The organism is Dolichospermum sp. UHCC 0315A (genome assembly GCF_008121535.1).
GTDB lineage: Bacteria > Cyanobacteriota > Cyanobacteriia > Cyanobacteriales > Nostocaceae > Dolichospermum > Dolichospermum lemmermannii.
Genome location: NZ_CP043056.1, coordinates 1,530,205 through 1,557,081, shown reverse-complemented (window position 1 = coordinate 1,557,081; position 26,877 = coordinate 1,530,205). Strand labels below are relative to the sequence as shown.

The following is a 26,877-nucleotide window of genomic DNA, read 5'->3' as shown; positions in this document are numbered from 1 at the left end:
GTAAAGTTAATATTTATGATTCTTTAGAGAGGATTTTGAAATCAATGGCTCAAAATCTACAATATGGAAGCACCTTTTGAAATCACCCTCCAGATGGTGATCACTGTTTTTGCAGGCATTAGCGCCCAGGTAATGGCTGCATATTTCAAACTACCCAGCATCGTCTTACTACTCCTCTTAGGCATCCTTTTAGGTAAAGACGGGCTGGGAATATTACAACCGCATTTACTAGGCACAGGATTGGAAGTGATTGTTTCCCTAGCAACAGCAATCATTTTGTTTGAAGGAGGACTCAAATTAGATCGCCAGGAGTTGGGCAAAGTTTCCCTCAGTCTCCAGTTACTCGTCACCTTGGGAACTCTGATCACCCTACTAGGGGGAAGTCTTGCGGCGCACTGGCTAGGGGAGTTTCCCTGGAATATAGCAGTTCTGTATGCGTCCATTGTTGTTGTCACCGGACCGACCGTAATTGGTCCATTAATTCAACAAATTAACGTAGATAGACAAGTAGGAACGCTATTAGAAGGCGAAGGAGTTTTAATAGATCCAGTGGGAGCTATCCTAGCTTACGTTGTCCTGGATACGATTTTAAATGGTGATACAGACCCGATTAATGCGATTATTGGTCTAATTTTACGTTTCGCTGTGGGTGCGGGCATTGGTGGCGTTGGTGGATATTTAATGAGTTGGATGTTCAAACGCGCCAATTTTATCTCCTTTGAACTGAAAAATCTGGTTGTACTGGCAGTTTTATGGGTGTTGTTTGCCCTAGCGCAAATGATTCGCTCTGAATCGGGAATTATGACCACAGTGGTAGCAGGTGCGGTGTTTGCTAATTCTTCAGTTCCCGAAGAGCGGTTATTGCGAAGCTTTAAAAATCAACTGACAATTCTCAGCGTTTCTGTTTTATTCATCCTCCTAGCGGCTGATTTATCCATTGCCAGTGTCTTGGCTTTAGGTTGGGGGAGTTTATTCACCGTTTTGGTGTTAATGTTTGTTGTTCGCCCCATTAACATTATTTTGTGTACTTGGAATAGTGATCTGAATTGGCGACAGAAACTATTTTTAAGTTGGGTTGCACCCAGAGGCATAGTTTCCGCCTCTGTAGCGTCTTTATTTGCGATTTTACTGACACAGAGGGGCATTAATGGTGGTGATTCGATTAAAGCTTTAGTCTTTTTGACAATTATCATGACGGTTTTTTGCCAAGGTTTAACCGCTGGCTGGTTGGTTAAATGGTTACGAATTACCTCTAAAGATGCAACTGGGGCGGTAATTGTGGGTTGTAATCCTTTGGGTTTATTAATTGCCCGCTTTTTTCAAGAACGGGGAGAAAGTGTAGTGATGATTGATACTGACCCGGAACGGTTAGCCCAAGCTGAAGCCCAAAATCTCCGAGTGATTGCTAGTAGTGCTTTAGATGGGGAAATACTGGAAGAAGCTGGTATTGGTTCGATGGGGACTTTTTTAGCCATTACCAGTAATGGTGAAGTGAATTTTGTTTTAGCTCAACGGGCTGCTGAGGAATTTAATCCTCCCCGTGTTTTAGCTATATTCCCCCGACATCCTCAAGGATCTCCTTCGGAGAATAGTAAAGTTGATCAAGCTTTTGTCTCTGATTTACCAGTAAAAACTTGGAATGAATATTTGATGAATGGACAGGTGAAATTGGGAACAACTACATTAAATGCGGCAGAATTTGACTCTCAACAAGAACATATACAAGAAAAAATTCGAGATGGGATTTTAGTACCACTGTTGTTAGAAAGACAAGAACGTTTACAGGTAATGTCGGCTACTCAAGAATGGGAAATAGGCGATCGCATTATCTATCTATTATATGATTCCCGTCCTAATCTTTTAAAACTTCTTTCTGGTGCTAGTCAGTCTACACCGCTAACTATGGAAACATTAGCAGAAGTTGAAGAAGTAAAAGTTAAATAACTTTAGATTTTAGATTTTGGATTTATCCCCATAATCTTCTCCCTGCTTTCCCCTGCAATCTTTCATGGGTATCTTTTAGCAAAGTAGGAATATCTAAATTTTCTGGACATTTGGGCAAACAATCACCACATTCTGTGCAACGGTTAGCTTTCATCCCTGGAAACCAATGACCGGCATTTTCAAACATTCCATAACGGTATTCTCCATAATCTTTCATATCATAAGCTAGGGCTAAATTTCGTAATCTTAAAACTTCGGGAATATGAATATTTTCTGGGCAAGGTAAACAATCATAACATTGACTACATTTATCAGTTAGTAAAACATCATTTTGCTGATTTTCTAATTTTTCAAAAATATCAATTTCAGCTTTAGTTAATTCATTTTGAGAATCAAAAAGTTCTGGAGATATTACTAACTCTTCTGGTTTTGCTGGTCCTATACTCAAAGTATTAATGCGGTTATCACTTAGCAAAAAACGATAATTTAAATTTAATGGTGTGAATGGATAACAGAGTTCTTTTAAAGTTTGGGGTGGAGTATATAATTTTCCGCCCTTATCCGTAGGAGAAATAATAAAAACGCCCATATCTTTTTCTGCTGTCAACTGAATTGCAGGGGCATTATGTTGAAAAAAATAGTAATAATGAAGATTAACAAATTCAAAAAAATCTGTATTTATAGCTGCTAAAATTACATCTAATGAACCGTGAGTAGAAAACCCAATATGTCGCACTCTCCCATCATTAATAGCTTCCTCCACAGCCTGCATACAACCATTTTTAGCTTGTACCCATTCTAAATGTTGCCAAGTATTTAATCCATGAATTCCTAAACAATCCAGATAATCTAAATTCAAGCGATTTAAAGATTCATCAATATACCGACGCATAGTGTCAGCATCTGGTGTTGGGGGAATTTTAGTAGTAATATAAATTTGATTACGGGGTACTGATAAACCAGCTTTTATAGCTTTACCCAAATATGCTTCACTATCACCATAACCTCTAGCTGTTTCTAAATGATTAATTCCTAAAAATAAAGCTTTTTCAATGGTCTGTTGGACATTTTCACTATCAGTTAAATAGCGCATTGTTCCCAATGAAAAAACAGAAAGATGTAAATTAGTTTTACCAAAACGACGATATTGCATATAGCAGGTAATCAGGAATTATCTTATCTAATAGACATATCCAAAATAGTAACATTTTATGGTAAAAGAATATAATAATTAGTTTTCAACAGGAAAATATGAGTTTAATACTGAATCACATTGAAGAGAATCATAAAGAAACACAAAGATTAATTAAGTAAGTCGGCACGATAAAATCAATATACATTTTTTTCGTAAAAACCCTTAAATAACCTATCTATAAGGTATTTGTCGAATTTACATTTCGTTACATATGTTGATTGTTTAACGCCAACTTACTTAGTCTAGATTATGAGCAGCTACAAAAATTAATTCAAAAGCTCGAACAATTATACAATGAGAAACAAGATTTATTAGAATCAAATAAAACTAGAATCATTGCAGGTGGAGGTGGTAGAAAACCTAAATTATCGCTCCCAGAACAAATAATTTTGACTTTGGTTTATCTCAGACATCTAACTAGGGCTTGCTGAATAAACATAGAACCGTGACAAATCAATGACTTGAGGGGGATAGAAGATGAAAAGGTGCAAGAAAAAGAGTTAAAATGCGTAAAAACCCTTGCACGAAAGCGTATTAAGATGTATAAAAAAGCGCAATAACAAGAAACAGCACCAGAAAAGTTTCAACTACCTTTCGAGGAGAAATTGGCATTAGATAATCGGTGGGTAATCATGACAAAAATGATACCTTGGTCTGAATTTGAAGCAGAATATGCAGCAATATTTTCCTCGGAAATAGGCGCACCAGCCAAAACATTTAGGATGGCATTAGGAGCATTGATAATCAAAGAAAAATTAGGAGTTAGTGATAGAGAAACAGTAGAACAGATAGGGGAAAACCCTTACCTGCAATACTTTATAGGAATGTCAACAAGATAGTAATAAACCACCATTTGACGCTTCAATGCTAGTTCACTTTAGAGAAAGAATAGACATAAATTTAGTTAACAAAATCAATCGAAAAATTGTGGAACAGACGTTAGAAATAAAATTACTTAGTTATCTTTTTTCTTGCCTTTTCCCACTTTTTCAGCAAGCCCTAAATATTTTTTTAGACACAATAAAAAGTTTTGCCATACTATAAGAAGTGTGGCAAAGAAATTATTGATGCCTGACAAATAAATTGTCAACGCGGACAATAATTTGGCAAGACGGACACCAACTTGTCAACGCGGTCAAATAATCTGACAAGTGACATTATAAAAAATGAGCGCGGAGGGATTCGAACCCCCGACCTACAGGACCGGAACCTGTTGCTCTATCCACTGAGCCACGCGCCCTTATACATTTGATAGTATAACATACTTTTTGAATTTAAACAGCATTTAATTATAAGTAATTTGCTGGGTCAACAGGTGTACCATCGCGGCAGACTTTAAAATGGAGATGGAGACCTGTGGAGAAGCCTGTAGAACCGACAGCAGCGATCGCTTGTCCTTTTTGTACAGTTTGTCCTTCACTGATATATAATTCGCTACCACAATCTAATTTTTTGCAAAAATACCCTTAATACCCTTAATACCCTTTTCAACTAGTTACATTTAGCCCAAAAAGTGCAGACATAAACAGTATTATGCCTGACCGAAAAGACGGGACAGCCCCGTCCTTCCAGGACGGCTTTATGTTAAAGGTATTCAAAAATCCGAAATTACTGATTGTGACACTGGGGGGTGCGGAATGTGGGTTGGAAGACCCTTAGAGGGTGTATAAAAGGCGCTGCTGATTTTCTGTTTTCACATTTACAGACTCAGCAACGCCAATTTTTTGGATATTCAACACCCAATACTTAATACTTATACGGCTTCCGTATTTTTTTCTCCTGTCCGAATGCGGACAATTTGTTCAACAGAGGAGATGAAAATTTTACCATCACCGATTTCACCAGTCCGGGCTGCGGAGATAATCTTATCTACAACCATATCAACTTGGGCATCTTCAACAACGATTTCCACTTTCAGTTTTTGGAGAAACTCTACCGTGTATTCCGAACCCCGATAGCGTTCGGTTTGCCCTTTTTGCCGTCCAAAACCCCGAACTTCAGAAACTGTCATCCCAACAATACCCGCATTAACTAGGGCAATTTTCACTTCATCTAGTTTAAATGGACGGATAATGGCTTCTACTTTTTTCATTTTTTTGATTCCTGACTTCTAATAACGTCGTTTATATATCTAAGCAGATTCGTTGTCTCAGGCTGTAAATATAGTCATAGTTATTTAATTTTAGCCTGATGTATGGGATTACAAGGTTTTTTGATCATTGTCCACAATTATGGACTATTTTCTTGCAAAAGCGCTCTCCAATCAGCGATCGCCTGTTCTGTCCACAGCCAATTTTGTGATAACCTCTCAATGGTAAAGTCTGCGGGCGCATTTTGAATCACCATTTGCCGAAGTTTAATCGCTTCCCGTAAATATTGCTGGCGTTTATCAGCGGGTTGACTGTTAGCAGATTTATATAAACCCAAAGCCAATCCAGCATAAGCCGTCAAAGCCTCCGGTTCTCCAGCTATTTGGGGATATTTCATTGGATCAGAACTTTTATTCCGTTGGGGCTTTAATGCCAAACTCAGAGATTTGAACCAAGCATCATTAGCATAATTGAGATTATTCTCCGCATAATAGGCACATCCTAAAGAATTATTATACAAAAGAGAATCTGGCTGCTTTTCTACAGCCCTAGCCCAATAACGACGAGCATCATCAATACTATATTTATTATTTTTAGTTTGGACTGACTGCCAAGCTAAACGCCCCCGGAAAAAATTCACAGCTGGATTTTCAGCATCCTGAGTAGGAATCAAATTTAAAGCTGTTTCCGCAGCCGTCAAAGCACCACGATTCAGTAATTCATTAATAGCATCTAACCCAGCCGTTAAATTACCTTGACTCAACTGAGCCGTCGCCGTTGCCGTGACAATTCCCGTAGCTGAATTAGCTAAATTAATCCGTGGATACTGATTACTTGTGAGATTTTGTCCAGGAATCGGCGGCACATCAGCAGACTTCCGCACTTGTCGTTGATGCCACCACCAACCAATACCAACAATGACAGTAATTGCACTTGCTCCCACCAAACCATACACTAACAATGGTGATTTTGTTCGGTGAAAACGATTACCCTTTGGAGGGACAGGTGACGGTGATAACTGAGGATTTACCTCACGCTTCTCAAGATTCAAGGGAGTTGGGGTAATCTGAGTGGGGACATTTTCCCAATCTAAATTTTGTTTCGGTTGGGCAACCTGCATTTCCGACAAGTAATGATGATTCTCCGCGATTAATTCCGTCTTCATACTTGGTTCTTCTGTTTTAGCAACCGGATTGCCAAGCTGACGAAACAAATCAGAAACTATTGCCAAATCCTCATTATAAGTGGGATCATCATACTCAATTTCATCGCCCAGATCACCCCAAGTATTCTCCCCTAGCCAGTCTACCTCCGTCGTCTCCTCTCCAAAATTAGGATTGAGAATATCATCAATAGCTAAAGGAATTTCTGGGTTAGTTCCCATATCAGCATAATTATAACTATTTGTCTGCTTGATGGGCTGATATTGGTTCAGTAACTCCGATAGCCCCCGTGGCGTAGCCATAACTTCTGGTGTCAAACAGCCATCAAATTCTCGCTGGAGATACAAAATTGGTAAAGCCCAGTACATCTGCTGAGAACCATAGGCAGAAATTAAGCCTTGACGAACCCGACTTACACATAAATCTACAGCATAGCCCTGACTCAAATTGCGGTAAAACAATTGTGTCAGCGTCAGTGCTACCTCATCAGGTATGCGTTCTGACATCGCCAAAATACTTCTAATTCCCCGTTTTACCAAGCTTTCAGTTAAATTCCGTTCTGCTGAGTCTGACTCCGTCTCTGACCTAGCCCGATATGCCCCCAAACAGGAGTTAAACACTGCCATTTGAATATTATTATTAACCAGTAGCCCAGCTAAATCATCTCCGCTGAGAGTTTCTGTTAAGCCAGTTTTTTTACTCACTAAATAAATTTGCCCACCATTGCTCCCCAAGTTGCTATGACCAGAATAGTGGAGAATATGGTAATGTCCCTGTTCTAAAGCTTGGGTGAGTTCTTCCCTCCCCGGCCCGTCAAGAACGGTCAATTCAATTTCTGGAAGATGATGATTACCATCAGCCACTCTTAATGCTGGGCGGTGCAATTCTGCCTTGAGATTAATAGCTTCTTGTTTGAGCAAATCTAGCCGCGCTAAATCGGTAGGTGAAGAAATCACCATTAGCACTCTTATCCCCCGTACTTCCGGCGACGTGGGCAGATTATGAGTCAGTAACCGTGAGCCTGGGGCGATGCCACTTTGGTAACGGGCAAAGGTGATATAAGGACCCGTAGCCAATGGGCGATCGCCTGCGTGCATCACTTCCCACGGTAACCGCGCCAATCTCGTATCCTTCAATCCCAATCTTAGCCGCAGCACCTGTTGGTGATTTTGGGCTATACCTTGGGCAGTAATCCAACTATCCCTGAGTGTTCCTTGAAATAGCGCATTATATAACTCCTGACCCAAGGACACCAAGTTAACAGAGTTTCTGGCTACCATACTCCCCTGCAACATTAACTGCAAAGGATCATCCATCAAATCGCCTGCGGCCGCCAACCACTCAGCCACAGGCCAATGCACCAGTTCTTCTGCTACCGGTACCCCAGGTGCAACTTCTTCCGTTCGCACCAGATAGTCATTTTGCCCCACCTGCGTTGCGGAAATGTGAAATTCCTGGGTCACAATTTCTGCTCCATAAAACCTATACAATGCTGATAGCACAGCTTGGCGTAAACCATATATTGCTGTTTATTTCCCGCTTCCACCAAGGTAGAAGACTACTTCTTGTCCACGGTTGTAACTTTCGGATCAGCCAATCGGAAAAATTCCCTTCATAATTTCAACAAGTTAAGTAGGTGAATGGAAAAAACCGAAATATGTAACGAAAAGTAAAATCGCCCAAACCCTCTTCACTCTTGCCTCTTACCTCTTGCCTTGCCATAACGACGATTTTCAATGCTAACCTACTTATCAGCCACATTTAAATCTTCACCCATTGTGATTATATGCCTTAAACATTAACTATTCTGGCATCGGTATACTCAACACGGCTTAATTATTTGATTTAAGCGGGTAGGGGTTTAGCAATGCTAAACCCCTACAAATCTAGGTTTTTCGTGATTTTACAAAAGTCCATGTCCCAACTGTTTTGAGTATAGACATGATCCTGTACACCCGACACTAGGAAATATAGAACAATTAGCAGTATTGTTTTTGAGAATCATGCCACAAGTGGCTAATCCTGCCAATACTCTAGATGTTTTTTGCCATTCTAAAGTTTCAAATATGCCTTCCTATTGATCTTAATCTACTTTTTCACAAGGGTTTTGTGTCTGTTGGGCTGCAACCACTTTATCCGGATTGATTGATCCCCGTCGAGAACTGTTTATTGGTAGATGCACCTTGATCTTCAATTCCCCTAGTTTGGCTAAAACTCACTGGGGGTTTTCTTTTTTCATAAGACCTCGCGATAAGTGGGAAACGAGCGTGTCTTTAGACCTGAGAGGGATGGTATGGCTAACGCCACGCTACGCTATCGACGCAGCTCACCAGCCACGACACGGGCAGGGCAGTTTGACAAGTGTTACAGTGAGCTTGTCGAACTGCTCACTGACCACGGTTTTAACCGCTGTGGTTTTTGGTGTATCTTGACAGCCTCCATATTTTTCGCTAGGATAATCGCATTCTTGTGAAAAAGTAAGCACAATGCTTTAAGCGGAGTGTCTAGTGGCTGTTTGGCACAGCCTTTACGAGTGAAAATCTCTTAAGAGACTTCCAATTAAAAAAATATCCCAAAATCTCTTGTGGTGCGGGCATCTTGCCCGCTAACAACACAAGGACGGGCAAGATGCCCATCCCACAAAATTGGATCATCTTTTTTGTGGAATTCTCTAAGAATCTCAGCGGCTTGGCTCCCTGAGATTGTCAATTTGGCAAATAAAAAACGCTCTTGTTTGTCAAGAGCGTTTATAAACATTTATAGATAAACTATTAAGTAGATTAAGTAGATAAAATCCTAACAACTAACTCCCCTACCCAACTACTAGCCACAGAAATTTTTTCGGTATGTGACAAGCTGCAATCTTTGGGTAATTTTTTCCGGAGCATAAGTTAAAAACAATGAACAATTAACAAGTAGATGCACCCTGATAACTAACTTCCCTTAGCTGGCTAACACCACTGAGGGTTTTTTTTGTCTGTAGGTTAGCACAAAATAATTATTGCCACTCACCAATTTTTTCCGGAGCATTACATAGAACTCTAGAACAATTAACAAGTAGATGCACCCTGATAACTAACTTCCCTTAGCTGGCTAACACCACTGAGGGTTTTTTTTGTCTGTGGTTAGCACAAAATAATTATTGCTACCCAGCCATTTTTTCCGGAGTATTACATAGAACCCTAGAACAATTAACAAGTAGATGCACCCTGATAACTAACTTCCCTTAGCTGGCTAACACCACTGAGGGTTTTTTTGTCTGTGGTTAACACAAAATAATTATTGCTACCCACCCATTTTTGTCCGGAGCATTACATAGAACTCTAGAACAATTAACAAGTAGATGCACCCTGATAACTAAACTCCCCTAGCTGGCTAACTTCCACTGGGGGTTTTTTCTTTTCCCCCCGGTGTCAAAAACATCTGGGTACTTGAATCCCGAACTCAAAACAAATTTGTTAAAAATAAATTTATCCGGAGGATCGTTATGCACTTGAGAACATTTAATTGGTAGATGCACCCTGATAACTAAACTCCCCTAGCTGGCTAACTTCCACTGGGGGTTTTTTCTCAAAAACGGAATCTCAACCTACCCTATCATCAAAACCAGCCTCTGGCAATATCCTTGCTCAACAAGTTTTTGGTTACTTTGTCCAGTTGCACCCACAGACTGCAATATTAACTTGCACAATAGCGAACTTTACTGTTGATCGTGCAGTTTCACTACAAAATATAGCTCGTGATTGCCTGAATACTAACCTTTGGGATGAGCTAACCTGACAAATTTCTCTGAATCACTTTCATTCTATTGTGATCCTTTGCTCTAACTCTAGAATGATCACTGTGATAGATAATAAGACGCTTAATTATTTCTTTATAACTACTGAAGTTAACAGATATTTTTGAGTCTGTTCCCATTCTATCACGAATCCTCAATTAAATTTAGATTTTTTGGTAAATTTTAGTTAACCTATTGGATAGGTAATAGGTAAAAATTTGACAAATTACCCATTACCAGCTTAAATTTTAGATAACTAACAACTTGCGTTATTTAGTCAATTGTAATTTGTTGCGGTCCATTGGCTTTGCCATTTTCTGCCTCTGTACTGAGGTTGCTGGAACTATTTCCACAACATTTTTTATTTAGCCAACTTTTGACGGGATCTTCATTGAGATTGAGTCGGAGAACACCAGAAACAAACCCACCTAAAAATGAAACTGGATGTTGGGCAAGTTCTTGAAATAGGGGCGATAATTCACTAATAAACATTAGACTCTCCAAGTATTGGCCTTAAAAATTATTAATTCTTCATCAATCTTAACAGATACTGGCTAATATTTGGTCAAATGATCACTGACATCATTAATCTTGATTTTCTATCAGTATTTAACTAAAATAAGGTATTTAAAAGACATTGACACCTGAAAACTTTTTGGATTTTTAGGTGTCAATTCCGGGGTTTTCAGCCTATTTTCTTATAACTTAGAACTCAAAACAGGCTGAATTTAATATTTGCCTGTAAATACTCGTTCTGCGGGGCCTGTCATGTAAATCCGGTTATCAAGTTCTGACCATTCGATTTCTATGGGTCCACCGGGTAATTCAATAGTAGCAATGCGATCGCATAAATCATTCAATACTCCCGCTACCAAGGACGCACAAGCACCTGTTCCACAAGCTAGGGTTATTCCCGCACCTCGTTCCCAAACTCGCATTTTCAAGTAGTTACGATTGACTATTTCAATAAATTCGGTATTGGTTTTTTTAGGAAACACGGGATGATTTTCAAATTTAGTTCCAATGCTTTCTAAGTCAATAGCCGCAATATCTTCGACAAAGGTGATACAGTGAGGATTTCCCATACTGACACAGGTAACATCCCAAGTTTTGTCGGCTACTTCTAAAGGTTGCTTAATAACTTGAAACTCCGTAGGTGCTAAGGTAGTGGGAATTTCCCCTGCTAATAATCGGGGTTCACCCATGTCTACTTTAACTTGACCCTCATCTGTGAGTTGGGGTGAAATCACACCTGCTAAGGTATGAATATGATATTTATCCTTGGTGCGAGAAATGCCTTCTAATTCCGTCAGAAATACCGCTAAACAGCGAATTCCATTGCCACACATTTCTGGTTCTGAACCATCGGAGTTAAAAATCCGCATGGTGTAATCAGTGCCATTTTGTCCAGGAAGTGCGAAAATAACACCATCTGCTCCGATACCAAAATGGCGATCGCACCACTGTACCGCTTTCTCTGGTGTCAATACTGGTGTCAATGAGGAACGGTTATCAATGAGGATAAAATCATTACCGAGTCCGTGATACTTAGTAAATTCGATTGCCATTTTGCTCTAAATGAATTATTAAAGATTCATTCATACTATTAAAAAATTTGTCAGTTGTCAGTTGTCAGTTGTCAGTAGGGGCGAAGCATTTGGAGAACTATTTTTGGCAATGACCGATAATTTATCTTCCAAATGCTTCGCCCGTACAGTTGTCAGTTGTCAGTTGTCAGTTGTCAGTTGTCAATCACCAATCACCAATCACCAATTACCAATTACCAATCACCAATCACCAATCACCAATTACCAATCACCAATCACCAATTACCAGTATAATATATGGCAACTAATCAATTTGATACTTCCCTACCTAGCACTCGTCAAGTCCAGAAGTGTATTAAAGAAAAATTAATGGTCGAATTTAGATTAATGACTGGTGATTTGATTACAGGTCGAATATTTTGGCAAGATCACAATTGTATCTGTATTTTTGATGGCAATAATGAGCAGATTATGGTTTGGAAACAGGCGATCGCCTACATGAAAACTTTAGGTAATATGGTAGGTTAAAGAGAGTTAGTCTCGCTCCGCTATCAGTAAAACTTAGATAAAACCGTGTTGCTTATCGTATTGACTTTCTATTATTAGTTTTTCTACTATTTAAATCAACGGTGGAATTTAGCGAGACTAATCAACGTTAAGGATATTTCTAGAATGTCTAAAATACTAATCACAGATATACCTTTATTCACAGATATACCTATTAAACAACAAGAAATTATAGTAGGTGGTACAACTACAGATATCGCTACAGACTCTTTAACTTCTGTTCCTTTAAACCCCATACTAGAGGCTGTTTTTAACGGGTTAGGATTAAATCCTGGTGACTTGACAAAATACTTAAATAGTTGGGGATTAAACATAAATTTCCCAATTATATGATGATTATAACCCATTAAAAAATATCGGCTTTATAGCTGAATATGAATATGTGGTATTTTAAAACATTACCACATATTTTTTGTAATTATTTCTGACATTATAACTGAATACACTTGAGTATTCATTTTTCTATTTCGTCAGAAATATTAATTTTACCTTCAGCAAACTCCACTAAAGCAGTGAGTTCTTCGGCTGATCCTACCACTAATAAGCGATCGCCTAAAAGAAGTATAGTTTGATTATGAGGATAATCAATTTCTTCCCCATCAGCGCGACGAATAGCCATTAAACTCACCCCAGTTAAATAACGCATATTCACTTCTTCCAAAGTCATGCCAATTAAAGGTGAATCTGCTGGTAAATCATACCAACGACGATTTAAATCACGGGTAACTTTTTGTAAATATTTAGAAACTTCAGCAGCGGAACTTTCAGGACGTAAATCCAAATAATGATCTTGGCGAATTTGTTGCATTTTCTGTTGTACCATCTCTGGTAATAAACCCACCCCAATTAATAGATGAGTTGCCATTTCTAAACTAGCTTCAAATTCTGGCTGTACTACTTCCTTTGCACCTAATTGATAAAGTAGTTCAATATTTTTATCTTGGGTAGCACGGACAACTGTATCTAATTCTGGACATACTTCCAAAGACCGTTTTAAACACAAACGAATACTGGCAGGATCAGGGAGAGCGATCGCCATACCTTGAGCATGACTGACACCGGCGGTTTCTAATACATGAAGACTCACCGCATTACCATAAACATAAGGTATTCCGGCATCCCGTAATTGCTGAATTCGACTTTCTGATTGATCAATAACTACTACAGGTAATTGATATTGCTGTAACAGCTTCACCAAATTTTTACCAAGCCGTCCATAACCACAAACTACTATATGATTTTTCTGTGGTAGATCTTCCGAAAAATCATGAGCTTGATCATCTACCAAATATGGTTTCAGCCAAGGCATAGATTCAGCAAAATCGAATAAAAATGGGACTAACCGCAAGACAAAAGGAGTCAGCATTAAAGTCACTGCGGTAGTTCCTAAAATTAGTAAATATATGCGTCGGGAAACCAAACCCAAAGCTTGTCCTTCACTAGCTAAAACAAAAGAAAATTCCCCAATTTGCGCTAGTCCTAAACCGACAATTAAAGCTGTTTTTAAAGGGTAACGGAATAACTTGACTAAAGGGGTGATAATTAAAAACTTACCCACAAAAACTAAAGCCACTAATCCCAGAATTAACTCCAGATTTTGCCACAAAAATACTGGATCAATTAACATCCCAATGGCAACAAAAAATAAACTAGCAAATATATCCCGTAAAGGTTCAACAATCGTCAAAGTTTCATCAGCATATTCCACCTCAGAAATCATCAAACCGGCGACAAATGCCCCCATTTCAATGGATAGTCCTAAATATTCTGTGAGCAGAGCAATTCCTAAACAGATAGTGACGACACCTAATAAAAATAACTCCTTGCTTTCAGTGCTGGCTAATAATCTGAGTAAAGGGGGAATTAACCAAATCCCAGCCACAACTGCACCCGCTGCAAATAAACCAATTTTCACCAATGCCATCACCACAGCCACCCCAATGGCTTCCCCTGGTTGATGAAGGGCTGGTAATACAGCTAACATGAACCCCAGAGCCAAATCCTGAACTACTAAAATCCCCAGCATTACCTGTCCGTGAGGTGTTTCGGTTTCATTGCGTTCCATGAGGCATTTGAGAACCACAGCAGTGGAAGACAAAGACAAAATCGAACCCAAAAATACACCTTTAGCCGGTAGAGTTCCCCAAGCACCAGTGACACCACAGACCAAAACAGTGATGAGAATAGTGAGGATAATTTGTAAAGTACCACCACCGAGAGCGATCGCCTTAACTTTTTTGAGTTCCGTTAAAGAGAACTCCACACCCAAAGCAAACAACAAAAACGCGACTCCAAACTGAGCCAAGGTTTCCACCTGGACAAGTTCTTTAATCAGCCTTAGTCCAGAGGGACCAACAACCATACCACCGATGATATATCCCAGCAAAACAGGTTGTTTTAACAGTGCAGCTAAGAGTCCACCGCAAGCAGCGACAGCAAACACCAAAACCAAATCAACAATTAAGCGAAAATCTTCTTGCACTAATTTTAATTAAAAACTATAAAGAACCATATAGATATCAGCATACAAAGTTTTCTCAATTTGCGGGGAGGACTGGGATACAAGAAGAACAAAATTTGGACCGACCACCAAAAAGTGATCAAGTCCCCACAGCATCATAAATGTATTTCTTCCTTCTTCCTTCTTCCTTCTTCCTTCTTCCTTTGCGCCTTTGCTCCTTTGTGCCTTTGCGCGAAACAAATTATTTATCCAAAAATCAGCCTAAAACCCGATAACCAATATCTCGGCGATAATACATCTGATCAAACTGAATATGTTCGATACCTGCATAAGCTTGAGCTAAAGCTTCCCGGAAATCCTCACCCAAACCCGTCACATTTAACACCCTGCCGCCATCTGTAACAACTTCCTGGGCTGCATTTAATCTTGTCCCCGCATGGAACACTGTCGCCCCTGCTGTCTGGGCTGCCTCAAAGCCAGTAATTACCTTACCCTTAGCATACTCTCCCGGATAACCACCAGCAGCAGCCACCACCGTAGCCGCAGCCCCTTGTTTCCAAGCAATCGGCGGCATATCTCCTAACCGCTGTTCTATACAAGCCAAGATTAAATCTTCCAAAGGAGTTTCTAGCATCGGTAAAATTACTTGTGTTTCGGGATCACCAAAACGACAGTTAAATTCTAAAACCCGAAAATCCCCATCTGGTGAAATCATTAACCCCGCATACAAAATGCCTCGGTAGTCAATGCCTCTGGACTGTAAAGCTGTGATCGTTCTTTCTAACACCTCTGTTTGTACCCGTGCCATTAACTGCGGTGTGGCGATTGGTGCAGGAGTATAAGCACCCATCCCACCAGTATTTTCTCCTGTATCACCTTCGCCGACGCGCTTATGATCTTGAGCAGGTAACAATGGGCGAATGGTTAAACCATCGGTTAGAGCTAAAACAGATACTTCCTGCCCTACTAAACATTCTTCAATGACAACGGAACTGCCAGCAGATCCAAATTGTCCTTGAAAAATTGCCTCAATTGCTTCTTCAGCCTGGGCAATAGTTTCGGCAACTGTAACCCCCTTTCCAGCAGCTAAACCATCGGCTTTAATAACAATGGGCGCACCCTGAGATTGAATGTAAGCTTTTGCCGGGGCTGCTTCAGTAAATACCGCAGCTTTCGCAGTAGGAACTCCGGCTTCCTCCATTAAAGCTTTAGCCCAAGCCTTGCTTGCTTCTATTTGCGCCCCTGCTTTATTTGGACCAAATACCATTAAGCCTTGATTTTGCAGATAATCGGTAATTCCCTGAGCTAAAGGCACTTCTGGACCGACAACTACTAAAGAAATCCCATGATTAATCGCGTATTCGCTGATACCAGCAAAATCATCTACTGCTAAAGGCAAGTTTTCACAACCTGGCAAAGTTGCTGTACCACCGTTACCTGGTACGCAAACAAGCTTGTTTATTTTTTCAGATTGTAGCAATTTCCACGCTAGAGCGTGTTCCCGTCCCCCATTACCGATAACTAAAACTTTCACTTATTTCCTCATATCTAAGCAAGCAAAACGAGAATATCTCTGGCATTCCTAAGAGGATGTTTTAAAAGTTTTTAATGTGTAAACAGACCCCTCTCCAAACCTCTCCCCTACCAGGGGAGAGGCTTTAAAACCCCCATTCCCTTGTAGGGAAGGGGGGGAGGGGGGTTAGGTTTTTGGAGATTATGGGTTTCATATAATACTTTTCAAACAACCTCTAAGCACAAAGAACTAAAATCTGCTCAATAACTTGCGGATTAACATCTTTATTTTCCCCCAAAGCTGTCATTCCATGCTTTTCTAAATTTTTGATCACGGCTGGAATAGTTTGTAATCCAATACCATAGTCAGATAGGTGAGTCCGAACACCAACTGATTCAAAGAAATCACGAGTTTTAGTAATTGCTGCATTTACCCGTTCTTCTTCCGAACCACCGCTAATTTCCCAGACTCTATCTGCATATTGTAGAAGTTTTTGCCATTTGCGATCGCGGCGAATTGTTAAAGTGCTAGGTAATACAACCGCCAAAGTTTGAGCATGATCTAAACCATGCAACGCTGTCAACTCATGACCAATCATGTGAGTTGTCCAATCTTGGGGGACACCAGCAGCAATTAACCCATTTAATGCCATTGTTGCCGACCAAACTAAATTCGCCCTGGCATCATAATCTGTGGGATTTGCTAAGGTTTTTGGTCCTTCGCAAATCAGGGTTTTCAGAATTGATTCGGCCATGCGGTCTTGTAATGGTGCATTGACTGGATAGGTTAAATATTGCTCCATTACATGAGTAAAAGCATCAACAATACCATTGCTAATTTGCCGAGGAGGTAGGGAGAAAGTCGTTTCTGGGTCAAGAACTGAAAATTTAGGAAACACGAAGGGACTAGCGAAAAACAACTTTTCTTGAGTTTCCCACTTAGTCACAACTGAGTTTGTGTTCATTTCCGAACCAGTTGCGGGTAAAGTCAAAACCACCCCCATTGGTAAAGCCGCAGTTACGGGTGCGGCTTTTGCTAAAATATCCCAAGGGTCGCCCACAAAAGGAACAGCAGCAGCGATAAATTTAGTCCCTTGACATACTCACCGACCTAAAGGTGCGGTGATTCTTGACGCTTCACCGACTGACGCTAACCGTTGCTAGTCTTACTCTGTCTCTGCGCCCGTTTAGAGTCGTGGCAATGCCCTATCCCGACACTTCGGCTTGGCTCAGTGCAAGCTTTATTTATATTTTTTGCGGCGTTTTCGTCTCGGTCGTGTTCAGTCCCACAATTCAGGCACTTAACCGACCGAATTTTTAAATCAAGTTTCCCCCATTTGTAGCCACATTCAGAGCAAATTTGGCTAGTCGGTTCCCATCTACTAATAATGTGAAATGTCCTACCAAATTTCTGTGATTTAGCTGCACATAAAGTCCTAAATTCTCTCCATCCCTGAAGACTAATCGCCCTAGCAAGTTTATGATTTTTAATCATGCCCGATACATTCAAATCTTCTAAAACGATAACTTCATTTTCGCTAACTATTTTGGTGGATAGTTTGTGCAAAAAGTCTTTTCGGGTATCAGCTATTTCGTTATGTAGTGTTGCAATTTGAATTCGGGTTTTATTTCTTCGTTGTGAGTCTTTGGGTTGCCTCGCTAGTTTTTTCTGAAGTTTGCGAATCTTCCTATCCAATTTTGAGTAATCGGGGCTTTGGGCTTTTTCTCCATTACTCATAACAGCAAAAGTTTTGATTCCTAAATCAATACCGATACTTTGGTTTTTAGCATCAATATTTACGGGTTCAACTTCTACTACAAAACTGAGAAAATAACGGTTAGCGCAATCCTTTATGACTGTAATAGAGCTAGGAGCGGAGGGTAAATTTCTTGACCAAATCGGGCTAACGTTACCAATTTTGGCTAGATAAACCTCATCTTCTTTGATTGAAAACCCACCGATTCTAAATCGTGCTGACTGCTGATTAGTCTTTTTTTTGAACTTAGGGCGGCCTAACTTTTTACCTTTGCGTTTCCCTTTTAGAGAATCAAAAAAGTTTTTATAGGCAACTCCCAAATCTGCGACCGATTGTTGCAAAGGAATGTTAGAAACATCAGACAACCATTGCCGCTCAACAGTTTTTTTGGCTTGGGTAATAACTAATTTTTGCAAATCGTTATTACTTGGTAATTTTTCTACTTGTTTGCAAATAGCCAGTGCATCATTCCAAACCACGCGAACACAACCAAACAATTGAGCTAAAAGCTTTTGCTGTTGGTCTGTCGGGTAGAAACGGAATTGATATCTGGCTTTCATCGTTAATGATATAATTAGACTGTAAATTAATTATATATTGGTCTACACAAAATGGCAAGTCTCCTCAGAAGAGAAAGACACAGCGTTACGGACTTAAAAATTCATTTGGTCTGCGTTACGAAATATCGTCGGTCTGTGTTCACTGGTGAAAGTATTGATTTAATTCAAAAAACATTTCGTGAGGTGGCTGAAAAAATGAATTTTCAAGTGCTTGAATTCAATTGTGAAGGAAATCACGTCCATACACTAATTGAATATCCTCCTAAATTATCTGTTTCTCAAATAGTAAATGCTCTAAAAGGCGTATCTAGTCGCAGGTATGGAGAGCCAATCAATTATCCAATATTCTTGCACACCTCTAGAAGCATAAAGTTTTAATTTCACTTATTTATCTCGACGTTCATTTTCTCCCTCCGCAGAAAGAACTTCAATTACTAATTCTGGCGCACCTGTTAAATGTCCATCATTATCTAATAAAGTTGCTAAACGTTGATTACTTATCCACACCACATCAGGAATAACATTATCAGCATCAGTAAAAACAATTCCAGGAGTAGTTACAGCTTCCCCTAGACCAGACTAGTTGAATTTGTGAAAATCTCAATGCTATTCAAGATTCTTGCAGATATTCACTATCAACAGCGGTTTTATTAAATTCACCATTCCGCCAACTATCAGCCATATCTTTCATAAAACTAGCGAGAGGAATAGCAACCAATACACCCAATACACCGCCTAATTTTGCGCCTATTAATAAAGAAATTACCACCCATACAGGATTTAAGCCGGTTAAATTTCCTAAAATGCGTGGGGCAATAATATTAGAATTAATTTGGTCAATAGCTACACCTATAGCCGCAACTTCTAATCCTAAGCCAAAATCTTTTAAAGCTATTAATAAACTGACAATACCAACCCCAATACCAGTCCCAAAAGGAAATAAAGAAAATAAACCAATTCCTATCCCGAAAAGGAGTGATAAAGGGACTCGTAAGAGGACAAATGCCAATGTTATAGACACGGCTAAAATAGCACCTAGTGTAGCTTGACCAATGAAATAATTATTAAAATCTTCTCGGAGTAATTCTCGAACTTTTTTAGCAATTTGGGACGGAAACCACAGATAAATTCCATCCCATAAAGCTTCACCATTCAATACTAGATAAATAGTCAGAACTATGGCTATTAGTAAATTAAATAAATTTCCAATAGTATCAAAAGCAAAACCGAGAATTTTTCCAGTCAAAGATTGTAGTTGACTAGATATTTTTCCTAAAAATTCACTAGCTAATCCACTTAAATTTACTGGTAACTGCTGGGTAGCTGCCCAATTTTGCAAAGCTTCTATTTGTTGAGTTCCCGATTCAATCCAATAGGGAAGAAGATTAGCTAACTCATTCAGTTGTTCCAGAATAAGTGGTAAGAGAATAACACCTACAGCACCTAAAATAATAATAGATAACAGTAATACTACGACAACTGCTAAAATGCGAGGTACTCCACGTTTTTGGAGCAGTTTAATCGGATAATCTAGCACAAAAGCTAAGAGAATAGCGACAGAGATAACACTGACTAACGGTTGAAAGTAGTTAATAAATTGAATTAATAGCCAACCATTCAGAAGAATAACAGGAAAGGCTAATCCTATATTTAACCATTTAGGTAGATTTGGTAGATTGTTTACTGGCTGCATGGAATTTATTAATAGTCTAATTTTTGCAAAATTTCTGGAAAACTTTAAAGGGCCTGTAAATCGAGTAATCGAACTATAGGGTTTTGATAAAATCCAGCATTATTTTCTGAGGTAAACTTGCTAAAGGTCTTACTTCTCCTGCTTTTAGAGAATAACATTCACCTCTGTAGATATCTTCTGCTGTTAACAAATCTAGATCCCAACCTTCAGAAAGAACAAGTTGATTTACTGTTATTAACAATGGTGCTTGAAATACATAACGAATAGCTTTTTCATCGCTATAAATTCCAAATTGAGTAAAGTCAGTTAACTCATAACCAATTTCTTCCATAACTTCTCGCTGAACTGCTATTTCTGGAGTTTCTCCAGGTTCGATATGTCCACCAAACAAAGCCCAACAACCAGGAGCGATAATATTAGGAATATTATCCCGCAATTGCATCAGAAATTTATTTTCTCGATAGAGAATGGTAACGGCTACATGAACTAATTGATTATTCATAAATTATTTTTCCTCTAAATAAATTTCTCCGTATTCTTTGCCTGCTAAAGGGACACTTTTGTACTGCACATTACCCTTCAATACTACCTGTTCTCCAACTTGAAAATTGCCTTGATTAGTGATAATCCAGATTTTTCCAGTTGAGTCGTTGATTTGATATGCTTTTTTCTGAATTAAAGGAGCAATCTTTTCTATTTTACCTTGAATGTAAACTGTAGTGTCCTGATTTTGTTTGGTAACTTTTTGAATCTGTGTTACATTCACACCAATATTTAAATTTTCAAGATTGATCCTAGAATTGCCTTCTTTACCACAGGCATAAAGTCCTGTTAATAGGGAAAAAGATAATCCCAGGTGAAGTAATCCCCTGGTAGAAATTTTTGTTTGTTGCATTATTGGCAATTTTATCTTTTATCTCCAGTTTATATAAGTGGCTTGCTATTTATTATTTATCATAATGCTGTTTTGTCCAAAAAAGATAGTGATTTTGTGAAAATAATGAAGACATGAATAAATTTTCATTGGTATCTCCAGTTATAGGCATTATTGTATTTTTTATTTTCAAGTAAGTTCTTTTTGGATTTGATGACTTTTTATGTGATTAACTAAGTTCGTAATTTAGTCAAATCTATTGGGGGGTTGATTATGCTTAAAAAACTATAGGTTTCCACTTGGAAGGGGGTTAAATATTTGTTATTGCCAGATTCAGGAGTTGACAATAAACTCTTTATAGTCATGGTAAATTAATATAGGTAAATACTATAGCGGTATGCAGTTAAATGAAATTCTAATTTCAATCGTAGAAGCTTAGACTGAAAGTAATTTAGTTCTGACTACTAACCGCTGAAAGCTGCTATATGCCTTTACAGTCGTTCGGGAATTAGGTATGGTTTGAGACGTGAGAAAATGAGTTTAAAAAATTGGTAGTAGCAAAATTTGACAATATGAGTGGTAAATTAATTGTATTTGAAGGGGTAGAAGGTTGTGGTAAAACTACTCAGATGCAACTGTGTTCTCAGTGGCTAGAAAGTTTAAATATATCTGTGGTGCTGACTCGTGAACCGGGGGGAACAGAGTTAGGAAAGGATTTACGGATGTTATTATTGGAAAAGTCACTTAATAAGCCCGTGGGGGAAGTGACGGAACTGTTATTGTATGCTGCGGATAGGGCGCAACACATTGAAGAGGAATTAAAACCTAATTTAGCCATAGGGAAGTATATTTTGTGTGATCGCTATACTGATTCTACTATTGCCTATCAAGGTTATGGCAGGGGTTTAAGTATGAGTATAATTAATCAACTTAATCAAATTGCTACTGGTGGTTTAGCTAGTGATTTAACTATTTGGTTAGATGTAGATGTGGAGATAGGGCTGTCTCGCAAACGTGGACAAGCTAAATTAGACAGGATTGAACAAGAAACAATTGCGTTTCATCGGCGGGTACAGCGGGGATATACGGAGTTAGCTATATCTTATGCGTCTCGGATTGTACGGGTAGATGGGAATAATAGTCAAGAAAATGTCCAACAAAGTATACAGGAAATTTTACATAATCGCCTGTTTTCATAATTTATGTTCTCACCATTAGTCGGACAACAGCAAGCAGTAGAATTACTAACTCAGTCTGTTAAACAAAATCGAGTTGCACCTGCTTATATGTTTGTAGGTGCAGATGGTGTAGGTAGAAGTTTAGCAGCCCGGTGTTTTATTGAATTACTTTTTTCCAGTTCTGTAGCACCTGATCAAATTCCCCTTTTACAAACTCGGATTCGTCAAAGAAATCATCCGGCTTTATTGTGGGTAGAACCAACTTATCAATTTCAAGGACAAAGACTTACACCAGCAGAAGCAGCAGAAAAGGGCGTTAAACGCAAAGCCCCACCAGTGATTCGTTTGGAACAAATTCGAGAAATTACGCAATTTCTTTCTCGGCCACCGTTGGCAGCAGAGAGAAATATCATAGTCCTAGAACAAGCGGAAACAATGGCGGAATCTGCGGCTAATGCGTTGTTAAAAACTTTGGAAGAACCGGGAAAAGCGACATTAATTTTAATTGCCCCTTCACCAGAATCTGTGTTACCAACTTTAGTATCCCGTTGTCAAAAGATTCCTTTTTATCGGTTGGATATTGCTGTGATGAGTCAGGTATTGACGCAAACAGGAAATGCCGAAATTTTGCAACATCCAGAGGTTTTAAATATAGCCGCAGGTAGTCCAGGAAATGCGATTTTATCTTATCAACAATTACAAAAAATTCCTAGCGAGTTCATCGCCCAGGTGAAAAAAATCCCGACATCTTACCGTCATGCTTTAGAATTAGCCAAGAAAATTGATAAAGAATTAGATACTGAAGCTCAATTATGGTTAATTGATTATCTGCAACAATACTATTGGCAACAAATACATGAACCAAAAATTATTCAACAGTTAGAAAAAACTCGGAAACATTTACTTTGTTATGCCCAACCTCGCTTGGTTTGGGAATGTACGTTTTTAGCTTTATTTCAGATATCACAAATATAGTTAATTTCTGTAGTTAATTTCTGTTGACAATTTCCTTCCTGGGAATATTCACAACCCCTTTGAAACTAGCAACTTCACCTGCAATACTTTTGTTGACTTCTAATGAGGTACAAACTTGAATTATGAAACTCTTGTAGTGCGGGCATCTTGCCCGCGTGAGCGAGACGCTCACACTACAGTCCATCATTTTTATCCTGAGAGGTTGTTTGAAAAGTATTAGATGAAACCAACAATCTCCGAAACCTAACCCCCCTTCCCTACAAGGGAATGGGGGTTTCAAAGCCTCTCCCCGCGTCGGGGAGAGGTTTGGAGAGGGGTTTATTGATACATTAAAAACTTTTCAAACATCCTCTGACAGACTACTAGTCAATGTCCTGGAAAAGTGCTGACACATTATCTTTTTTAAGTATTAATACGCTAGTAAAAATTCTGAATATATGAAATTTATTGTTACGATATTTTTTAAGTATTTTTAATGTTTTATTAACAATTATTGTTACAGAATTGATAGTGTTTTCATGTAGAATCATCTTTGACGGAAAATTTAACGTACCAAGTGATTAATCATGAAAAATTGGCAGCATAAATTATTTTTGGGCTTGCTTTGTTGTGCATTTTTAGTTTTTGGATGGCAAAATAGGGTATTAGCTGAAGGAATGACTAGCTATAGTACACCCGTAGCAAAAACCCAATTATCACAATTGGAAGTAACCCAAAATGTCTATGATTATCTATTGCAGTATCAACCAGAAACTTATAATATTCTGACAAAAAAATTGGCAGAAAGTATTGAAGATGCTAAACAACCATTAGCAGATGAAGTAGTGAATAATCTTTTGGCTTTATCTCCAAATAATCCACAGGTTAAATGGAGAGAAAATAATGGCAAAATAGAATATTTGATGTCAACTTGGAAATATACAAGTAGCCCAAGTTCAGATTGGCCAATAGGTACAAAAAAACTGCTACCTTATCAAACTTGGTTTACAGCAGTTCCACAAGTGAAAGAATTTTGTCAGAAATATCAAGCTATTGATAGCAATATTCCTGATAATGTTGAACTTTCATTGCGGTTACAACAGTATTTGGGATTAATCTTAAATAAATATTCTACGAAAACCCATTTTGTCGAAATGTGGGTAAAAGCAGAAGATCTAACTAGACCATGTATTGATGCAGAAATTAACGATGCTAGTTGTAATCTTTTACCTTTACCTGTTCCTGATAGTAGTCCTGTAGTCAAGGCAATATATACCAATTCCTACACCAATGCTAAAAAGGAATATTATCCTTGGTCTGGTTTAGGTTATACTTATGATTGGGGAAATTCTCAAAAACCTCATCAAGGACCCAGTGAGTTTATTATTAACCCCACTCCAGAGAAACCTGTAGAGGTGGAAGTTGCTTCTGTGACACCTACGCAAGAATACTGTCGGAATCAGATTTTACAATAAAATATCTAGTCGGAAGGGATGATCAAAATTTTCCTATATTTTGATCATCCCTTATTTTTTTATCAATTAGGGTTAATTAACAATTGTTAGCTTTTTTTGGATCGGATTCAATAGAATTAATTTCTTGCAAAGTTTGCCACCCAGCATACCACTGGGAATTATCTTGCAATAATTTAGCATTTAACCAAAAGCGCACTTGAGGATCACAAGCTGCTACCATTTCTGCATATACCCATTTACCCTGATTTTTACGGTTAACAACTTGAAAATGTCGCCAGCCATCAACTTTTTGTTGTGCAGTCCATTTAGAACCCAGTAGGTAAGGAAATTTTTGTTTTTTAGTCATTTGTCAATTGTTAGTTGTCGGTTGTCGATTGTGAAGAACTTTCTTTTTTCACCCCTTACCTGTTACCTATTACGCATCATTTATTAAGTTTTATATCAGGTATTTTCTAATTTAATAAATATTTACTAATTCAGCAGTGGTGATGACTATGAGGATGTTGTTCCCTCCGATACTTCAGATCGTGAACCTTTTTCTTTATTGTCAGGTTTTTATCTCAATTCAGTAAAAGTTCAACCCAGAAATGCTGAAGAGGAATTAGACTTGATGATTGTATAAAACATTTTACCTCTCAGGATGGGTTTATGGCTTTCTTTGATAGTTTTACCGATTCGATCAAACAAAAGTGGCTGCAATTCTTTCAAGCCAATCGTGAATGGATTACGCTTCAGATGACTGTTGAATCAGTTTATACCCCTGATGGCGGCAAGCGACCTTCTTCTTACCTTATCCTGGGAGTCATTAATGCTCTAGAACCGAAATTGGCCCAGCTAATGCTTCCCTTTGCCAAACTGAATCCAGATGCGGATACTTTAATTGAAGTTCTGAATTTACATTTTGACCCCGATATTGCCCTTGGTAATCGTCTCAGTCCTACAGTAGAACCACAGATGTACTCCCGTCAGCAGGCTGTGGTCATGGTGGATGGCCCTGAACCAGAAGCGGAATCTTTCTCAATCCCTGAGATGAGTCTGAATGAGTTGCGAAACGAAACACAAGCGACTTGGGCTGTAGAACAAGATGATGATGGCTTTGGTGATATTTCCTTATCTGATGAAGATATTGCCCATGACTCAGAAGCAATGGGTAATTTCGGTCATGTTTCCTTTACTTCCATGTCTTTAACTGATGAAAGCAATGATCAGAGCCTTAATAGCCTCACTTCAGTTGGTGAAAATCCCTTTGGGGAAATACCTGATCATGCTTTTACTGGGCTGAATACATCTGCAGAAAATGGATTTGATGATGTAGTTTCGGACATCTGGGGTGATGAAACTTCGTTTCAGAATGGTGACGACAATTTGGAAGAACTGCCATCTGAGGTTTTTAATGAATCAGAAATGGCTCGTCTCTTCCCCAACAATTAATTATTGAAGGTGGGTAAGAGGAAGCAGGGGATCAGGGGGCTTTCTATCAGGGTGAAAACCTGTTTTTAGTACCCATTCCCCAATATCCAATCATCTACTTTCCAATTTCCAAAAATTCAGAATTGTGGAAAAACCTGATAATTACAATCAAATTTAACGGATTTATGAATTGAAACCTGATTTGGTAATTACTGGTATGGCTCATACTAAATTTGTGGGCTATTGTAATTGTCGTTGTTATTATCCCACTACTAGGCAGAGGTTTCATAGCAAATTCCTATCAAAAAGATGTAGTGACTTCAGGTAACAGTAAATCTTCGGTAGTATTTATTGATAAACAATCTGATTGGAACAAAGTTGATGAGTCCATTGTAGCTGCTATCAAAAATGCAAATACTACTGCCGAAAATTTTGCGGCAACAAAATTTATTTTTAATATATCGAATGCCCCTTTTTAAAACTCTCTCAAAATATCGCAAATAAATATTAGTAATCTGGCAATAAACTCAATTTATCTCTTTTATGAAAGTTGCCACATAAGCTCATAGAAAATACATTATTTGATCAAGTTGACAAAAGAAACTCAACAATCAATTATATGATACTGTTGGGTTTCGCTTTTGAATGACACTGTTTTTTTCGGGCTACGCATCTTTGAAAAATATCTTTTTCTTGACTGAGCTTTAAACTGGTGAAAC

General features: G+C 38.6%; 22 protein-coding genes, 1 tRNA gene and 6 pseudogenes. 12 read left to right on the top strand and 17 right to left on the bottom strand.

Annotation, left to right across the window (positions count from 1 at the left end; all coding sequences use genetic code 11):
* Window positions 1-63: 63 nt before the first annotated feature.
* Window positions 64-1,944, top strand: coding sequence for a sodium:proton antiporter (locus BMF77_RS07250; RefSeq protein ID WP_148761759.1), 1,881 nt, complete (start codon window positions 64-66; stop codon window positions 1,942-1,944).
* A 22-nt stretch (window positions 1,945-1,966) separates the two neighbouring features.
* On the opposite strand, the gene BMF77_RS07245 is transcribed toward BMF77_RS07250, so the two are convergent.
* The gene (locus tag BMF77_RS07245) at window positions 1,967-3,097 is read right to left on the bottom strand and encodes an aldo/keto reductase (protein WP_148761757.1); all 1,131 of its coding nucleotides are present in this window, start codon (window positions 3,095-3,097) and stop codon (window positions 1,967-1,969) included.
* 647 nt (window positions 3,098-3,744) lie between these two features.
* On the opposite strand from BMF77_RS07245, the pseudogene BMF77_RS07235 reads away from it, so the two are divergent.
* Window positions 3,745-4,084: pseudogene (locus BMF77_RS07235) on the top strand (transposase); the annotation flags it as partial.
* A 222-nt stretch (window positions 4,085-4,306) separates the two neighbouring features.
* On the opposite strand, the gene BMF77_RS07230 reads toward BMF77_RS07235, so the two are convergent.
* The 6 genes and pseudogenes from BMF77_RS07230 to dapF all read right to left on the bottom strand — a co-directional run bounded on the left by BMF77_RS07230 (window position 4,307) and on the right by dapF (window position 11,738).
* Window positions 4,307-4,379 (bottom strand) — tRNA-Arg (locus BMF77_RS07230).
* Window positions 4,380-4,428: 49 nt separating this feature from the next.
* Window positions 4,429-4,575 (bottom strand): annotated as a pseudogene (locus tag BMF77_RS07225) (M23 family metallopeptidase); the annotation flags it as partial.
* 317 nt (window positions 4,576-4,892) lie between these two features.
* The gene (locus BMF77_RS07220; RefSeq protein ID WP_015079584.1) at window positions 4,893-5,231 is read right to left on the bottom strand and encodes a P-II family nitrogen regulator; all 339 of its coding nucleotides are present in this window, start codon (window positions 5,229-5,231) and stop codon (window positions 4,893-4,895) included.
* Between the two features lie 137 nt (window positions 5,232-5,368).
* Window positions 5,369-7,855, bottom strand: coding sequence for a cell division protein HetF (gene hetF / locus BMF77_RS07215; protein ID WP_148761756.1), 2,487 nt, complete (start codon window positions 7,853-7,855; stop codon window positions 5,369-5,371).
* 2,588 nt (window positions 7,856-10,443) lie between these two features.
* Window positions 10,444-10,662 carry a hypothetical protein gene (locus BMF77_RS07210; RefSeq protein WP_015079582.1) on the bottom strand — a complete coding sequence of 73 codons (219 nt, stop codon included), beginning with the start codon at window positions 10,660-10,662 and terminating at the stop codon, window positions 10,444-10,446.
* Between the two features lie 236 nt (window positions 10,663-10,898).
* Window positions 10,899-11,738, bottom strand: coding sequence for a diaminopimelate epimerase (dapF, locus tag BMF77_RS07205; RefSeq protein ID WP_148761754.1), 840 nt, complete (start codon window positions 11,736-11,738; stop codon window positions 10,899-10,901).
* A 132-nt stretch (window positions 11,739-11,870) separates the two neighbouring features.
* Here dapF and BMF77_RS26580 point away from each other — a divergent pair, with 132 nt between their 5' ends.
* The 3 genes from BMF77_RS26580 (at window position 11,871) to BMF77_RS07190 (ending at window position 12,617) form a co-directional block, all read left to right on the top strand.
* Window positions 11,871-12,011: an alpha/beta hydrolase gene (locus BMF77_RS26580; protein ID WP_168204349.1), complete on the top strand. Its 141-nt coding sequence runs from the start codon at window positions 11,871-11,873 to the stop codon at window positions 12,009-12,011.
* Window positions 12,012-12,014: 3 nt separating this feature from the next.
* On the top strand, window positions 12,015-12,245 hold the full coding sequence (locus BMF77_RS07195) for an RNA chaperone Hfq (protein WP_015079580.1): 231 nt from the start codon (window positions 12,015-12,017) through the stop codon (window positions 12,243-12,245).
* Between the two features lie 144 nt (window positions 12,246-12,389).
* Window positions 12,390-12,617: a hypothetical protein gene (locus tag BMF77_RS07190; RefSeq protein ID WP_148761750.1), complete on the top strand. Its 228-nt coding sequence runs from the start codon at window positions 12,390-12,392 to the stop codon at window positions 12,615-12,617.
* Window positions 12,618-12,738: 121 nt separating this feature from the next.
* On the opposite strand, the gene BMF77_RS07185 is transcribed toward BMF77_RS07190, so the two are convergent.
* From BMF77_RS07185 to BMF77_RS07165, 5 genes and pseudogenes are all read right to left on the bottom strand, one after another.
* Window positions 12,739-14,766, bottom strand: coding sequence for a cation:proton antiporter (locus tag BMF77_RS07185; RefSeq protein WP_148761748.1), 2,028 nt, complete (start codon window positions 14,764-14,766; stop codon window positions 12,739-12,741).
* Window positions 14,767-14,775: 9 nt separating this feature from the next.
* Window positions 14,776-14,985, bottom strand: coding sequence for a hypothetical protein (locus tag BMF77_RS07180; RefSeq protein WP_148761746.1), 210 nt, complete (start codon window positions 14,983-14,985; stop codon window positions 14,776-14,778).
* Between the two features lie 16 nt (window positions 14,986-15,001).
* Window positions 15,002-16,279 (bottom strand): phosphoribosylamine--glycine ligase, encoded by a 1,278-nt coding sequence (purD, locus tag BMF77_RS07175; RefSeq protein ID WP_148761744.1) that lies wholly within the window; start codon window positions 16,277-16,279, stop codon window positions 15,002-15,004.
* 214 nt (window positions 16,280-16,493) lie between these two features.
* Window positions 16,494-17,360 (bottom strand): annotated as a pseudogene (locus BMF77_RS07170) (iron-containing alcohol dehydrogenase); the annotation flags it as partial.
* Between the two features lie 47 nt (window positions 17,361-17,407).
* Window positions 17,408-18,574 carry an RNA-guided endonuclease TnpB family protein gene (locus BMF77_RS07165; protein WP_148761742.1) on the bottom strand — a complete coding sequence of 389 codons (1,167 nt, stop codon included), beginning with the start codon at window positions 18,572-18,574 and terminating at the stop codon, window positions 17,408-17,410.
* Between the two features lie 51 nt (window positions 18,575-18,625).
* On the opposite strand from BMF77_RS07165, the pseudogene tnpA reads away from it, so the two are divergent.
* Window positions 18,626-18,901 (top strand): annotated as a pseudogene (tnpA, locus tag BMF77_RS07160) (IS200/IS605 family transposase); the annotation flags it as partial.
* A gap of 60 nt (window positions 18,902-18,961) precedes the next feature.
* Here tnpA and BMF77_RS07155 read toward each other — a convergent pair.
* From BMF77_RS07155 to BMF77_RS07140, 4 genes and pseudogenes are all read right to left on the bottom strand, one after another.
* Window positions 18,962-19,153: pseudogene (locus BMF77_RS07155) on the bottom strand (Uma2 family endonuclease); the annotation flags it as partial.
* Window positions 19,154-19,184: 31 nt separating this feature from the next.
* Entirely contained in the window at window positions 19,185-20,267 is a 1,083-nt protein-coding gene (locus BMF77_RS07150; protein ID WP_015079573.1) for an AI-2E family transporter, read from the bottom strand.
* 73 nt (window positions 20,268-20,340) lie between these two features.
* Window positions 20,341-20,769 (bottom strand): NUDIX hydrolase, encoded by a 429-nt coding sequence (locus BMF77_RS07145; RefSeq protein WP_148761740.1) that lies wholly within the window; start codon window positions 20,767-20,769, stop codon window positions 20,341-20,343.
* 3 nt (window positions 20,770-20,772) lie between these two features.
* Entirely contained in the window at window positions 20,773-21,162 is a 390-nt protein-coding gene (locus tag BMF77_RS07140) for a hypothetical protein (protein WP_015079571.1), read from the bottom strand.
* Between the two features lie 551 nt (window positions 21,163-21,713).
* Between BMF77_RS07140 and tmk the strand changes: the two genes are divergently transcribed.
* The 3 genes from tmk (at window position 21,714) to BMF77_RS07125 (ending at window position 24,748) form a co-directional block, all read left to right on the top strand.
* Entirely contained in the window at window positions 21,714-22,340 is a 627-nt protein-coding gene (gene tmk, locus BMF77_RS07135; RefSeq protein WP_148766848.1) for a dTMP kinase, read from the top strand.
* A 3-nt stretch (window positions 22,341-22,343) separates the two neighbouring features.
* Window positions 22,344-23,294: a DNA polymerase III subunit delta' gene (locus BMF77_RS07130; protein WP_148761738.1), complete on the top strand. Its 951-nt coding sequence runs from the start codon at window positions 22,344-22,346 to the stop codon at window positions 23,292-23,294.
* Window positions 23,295-23,860: 566 nt separating this feature from the next.
* Complete coding sequence (locus BMF77_RS07125; RefSeq protein WP_148761736.1) at window positions 23,861-24,748, top strand: hypothetical protein; 888 nt, start codon at window positions 23,861-23,863, stop codon at window positions 24,746-24,748.
* A gap of 76 nt (window positions 24,749-24,824) precedes the next feature.
* On the opposite strand, the gene BMF77_RS07120 is transcribed toward BMF77_RS07125, so the two are convergent.
* Entirely contained in the window at window positions 24,825-25,094 is a 270-nt protein-coding gene (locus tag BMF77_RS07120; RefSeq protein WP_148761734.1) for a TIGR02450 family Trp-rich protein, read from the bottom strand.
* Window positions 25,095-25,244: 150 nt separating this feature from the next.
* On the opposite strand from BMF77_RS07120, the pseudogene BMF77_RS27725 reads away from it, so the two are divergent.
* The 3 genes and pseudogenes from BMF77_RS27725 to BMF77_RS07105 form a co-directional block, all read left to right on the top strand.
* Window positions 25,245-25,370: pseudogene (locus BMF77_RS27725) on the top strand (ferredoxin:protochlorophyllide reductase (ATP-dependent) iron-sulfur ATP-binding protein); the annotation flags it as partial.
* A 26-nt stretch (window positions 25,371-25,396) separates the two neighbouring features.
* Window positions 25,397-26,179 (top strand): DUF5331 domain-containing protein, encoded by a 783-nt coding sequence (locus BMF77_RS07110; protein ID WP_148761732.1) that lies wholly within the window; start codon window positions 25,397-25,399, stop codon window positions 26,177-26,179.
* Window positions 26,180-26,391: 212 nt separating this feature from the next.
* The gene (locus BMF77_RS07105; RefSeq protein WP_148761730.1) at window positions 26,392-26,637 is read left to right on the top strand and encodes a hypothetical protein; all 246 of its coding nucleotides are present in this window, start codon (window positions 26,392-26,394) and stop codon (window positions 26,635-26,637) included.
* The last annotated feature ends 240 nt before the right edge of the window (window positions 26,638-26,877 follow it).

What these genes read in the sequence shown, in the direction of transcription:
- BMF77_RS26580 (WP_168204349.1), top strand. Translation starts at nt 11,871, where the DNA reads ATGCTTCGCCCGTACAGTTGTCAGTTGTCAGTTGTCAGTTGTCAGTTG.
- BMF77_RS07110 (WP_148761732.1), top strand. Translation starts at nt 25,397, where the DNA reads ATGGCTTTCTTTGATAGTTTTACCGATTCGATCAAACAAAAGTGGCTG.
- dapF (WP_148761754.1), bottom strand. Translation starts at nt 11,738, where the DNA reads ATGGCAATCGAATTTACTAAGTATCACGGACTCGGTAATGATTTTATC.
- BMF77_RS07220 (WP_015079584.1), bottom strand. Translation starts at nt 5,231, where the DNA reads ATGAAAAAAGTAGAAGCCATTATCCGTCCATTTAAACTAGATGAAGTG.
- BMF77_RS07145 (WP_148761740.1), bottom strand. Translation starts at nt 20,769, where the DNA reads ATGAATAATCAATTAGTTCATGTAGCCGTTACCATTCTCTATCGAGAA.
- BMF77_RS07140 (WP_015079571.1), bottom strand. Translation starts at nt 21,162, where the DNA reads ATGCAACAAACAAAAATTTCTACCAGGGGATTACTTCACCTGGGATTA.
- BMF77_RS07125 (WP_148761736.1), top strand. Translation starts at nt 23,861, where the DNA reads ATGAAAAATTGGCAGCATAAATTATTTTTGGGCTTGCTTTGTTGTGCA.
- BMF77_RS07195 (WP_015079580.1), top strand. Translation starts at nt 12,015, where the DNA reads ATGGCAACTAATCAATTTGATACTTCCCTACCTAGCACTCGTCAAGTC.
- BMF77_RS07130 (WP_148761738.1), top strand. Translation starts at nt 22,344, where the DNA reads ATGTTCTCACCATTAGTCGGACAACAGCAAGCAGTAGAATTACTAACT.
- BMF77_RS07120 (WP_148761734.1), bottom strand. Translation starts at nt 25,094, where the DNA reads ATGACTAAAAAACAAAAATTTCCTTACCTACTGGGTTCTAAATGGACT.
- BMF77_RS07245 (WP_148761757.1), bottom strand. Translation starts at nt 3,097, where the DNA reads ATGCAATATCGTCGTTTTGGTAAAACTAATTTACATCTTTCTGTTTTT.
- BMF77_RS07250 (WP_148761759.1), top strand. Translation starts at nt 64, where the DNA reads ATGGAAGCACCTTTTGAAATCACCCTCCAGATGGTGATCACTGTTTTT.
- tmk (WP_148766848.1), top strand. Translation starts at nt 21,714, where the DNA reads ATGAGTGGTAAATTAATTGTATTTGAAGGGGTAGAAGGTTGTGGTAAA.
- BMF77_RS07210 (WP_015079582.1), bottom strand. Translation starts at nt 10,662, where the DNA reads ATGTTTATTAGTGAATTATCGCCCCTATTTCAAGAACTTGCCCAACAT.
- BMF77_RS07165 (WP_148761742.1), bottom strand. Translation starts at nt 18,574, where the DNA reads ATGAAAGCCAGATATCAATTCCGTTTCTACCCGACAGACCAACAGCAA.
- BMF77_RS07150 (WP_015079573.1), bottom strand. Translation starts at nt 20,267, where the DNA reads ATGCAGCCAGTAAACAATCTACCAAATCTACCTAAATGGTTAAATATA.
- BMF77_RS07190 (WP_148761750.1), top strand. Translation starts at nt 12,390, where the DNA reads ATGTCTAAAATACTAATCACAGATATACCTTTATTCACAGATATACCT.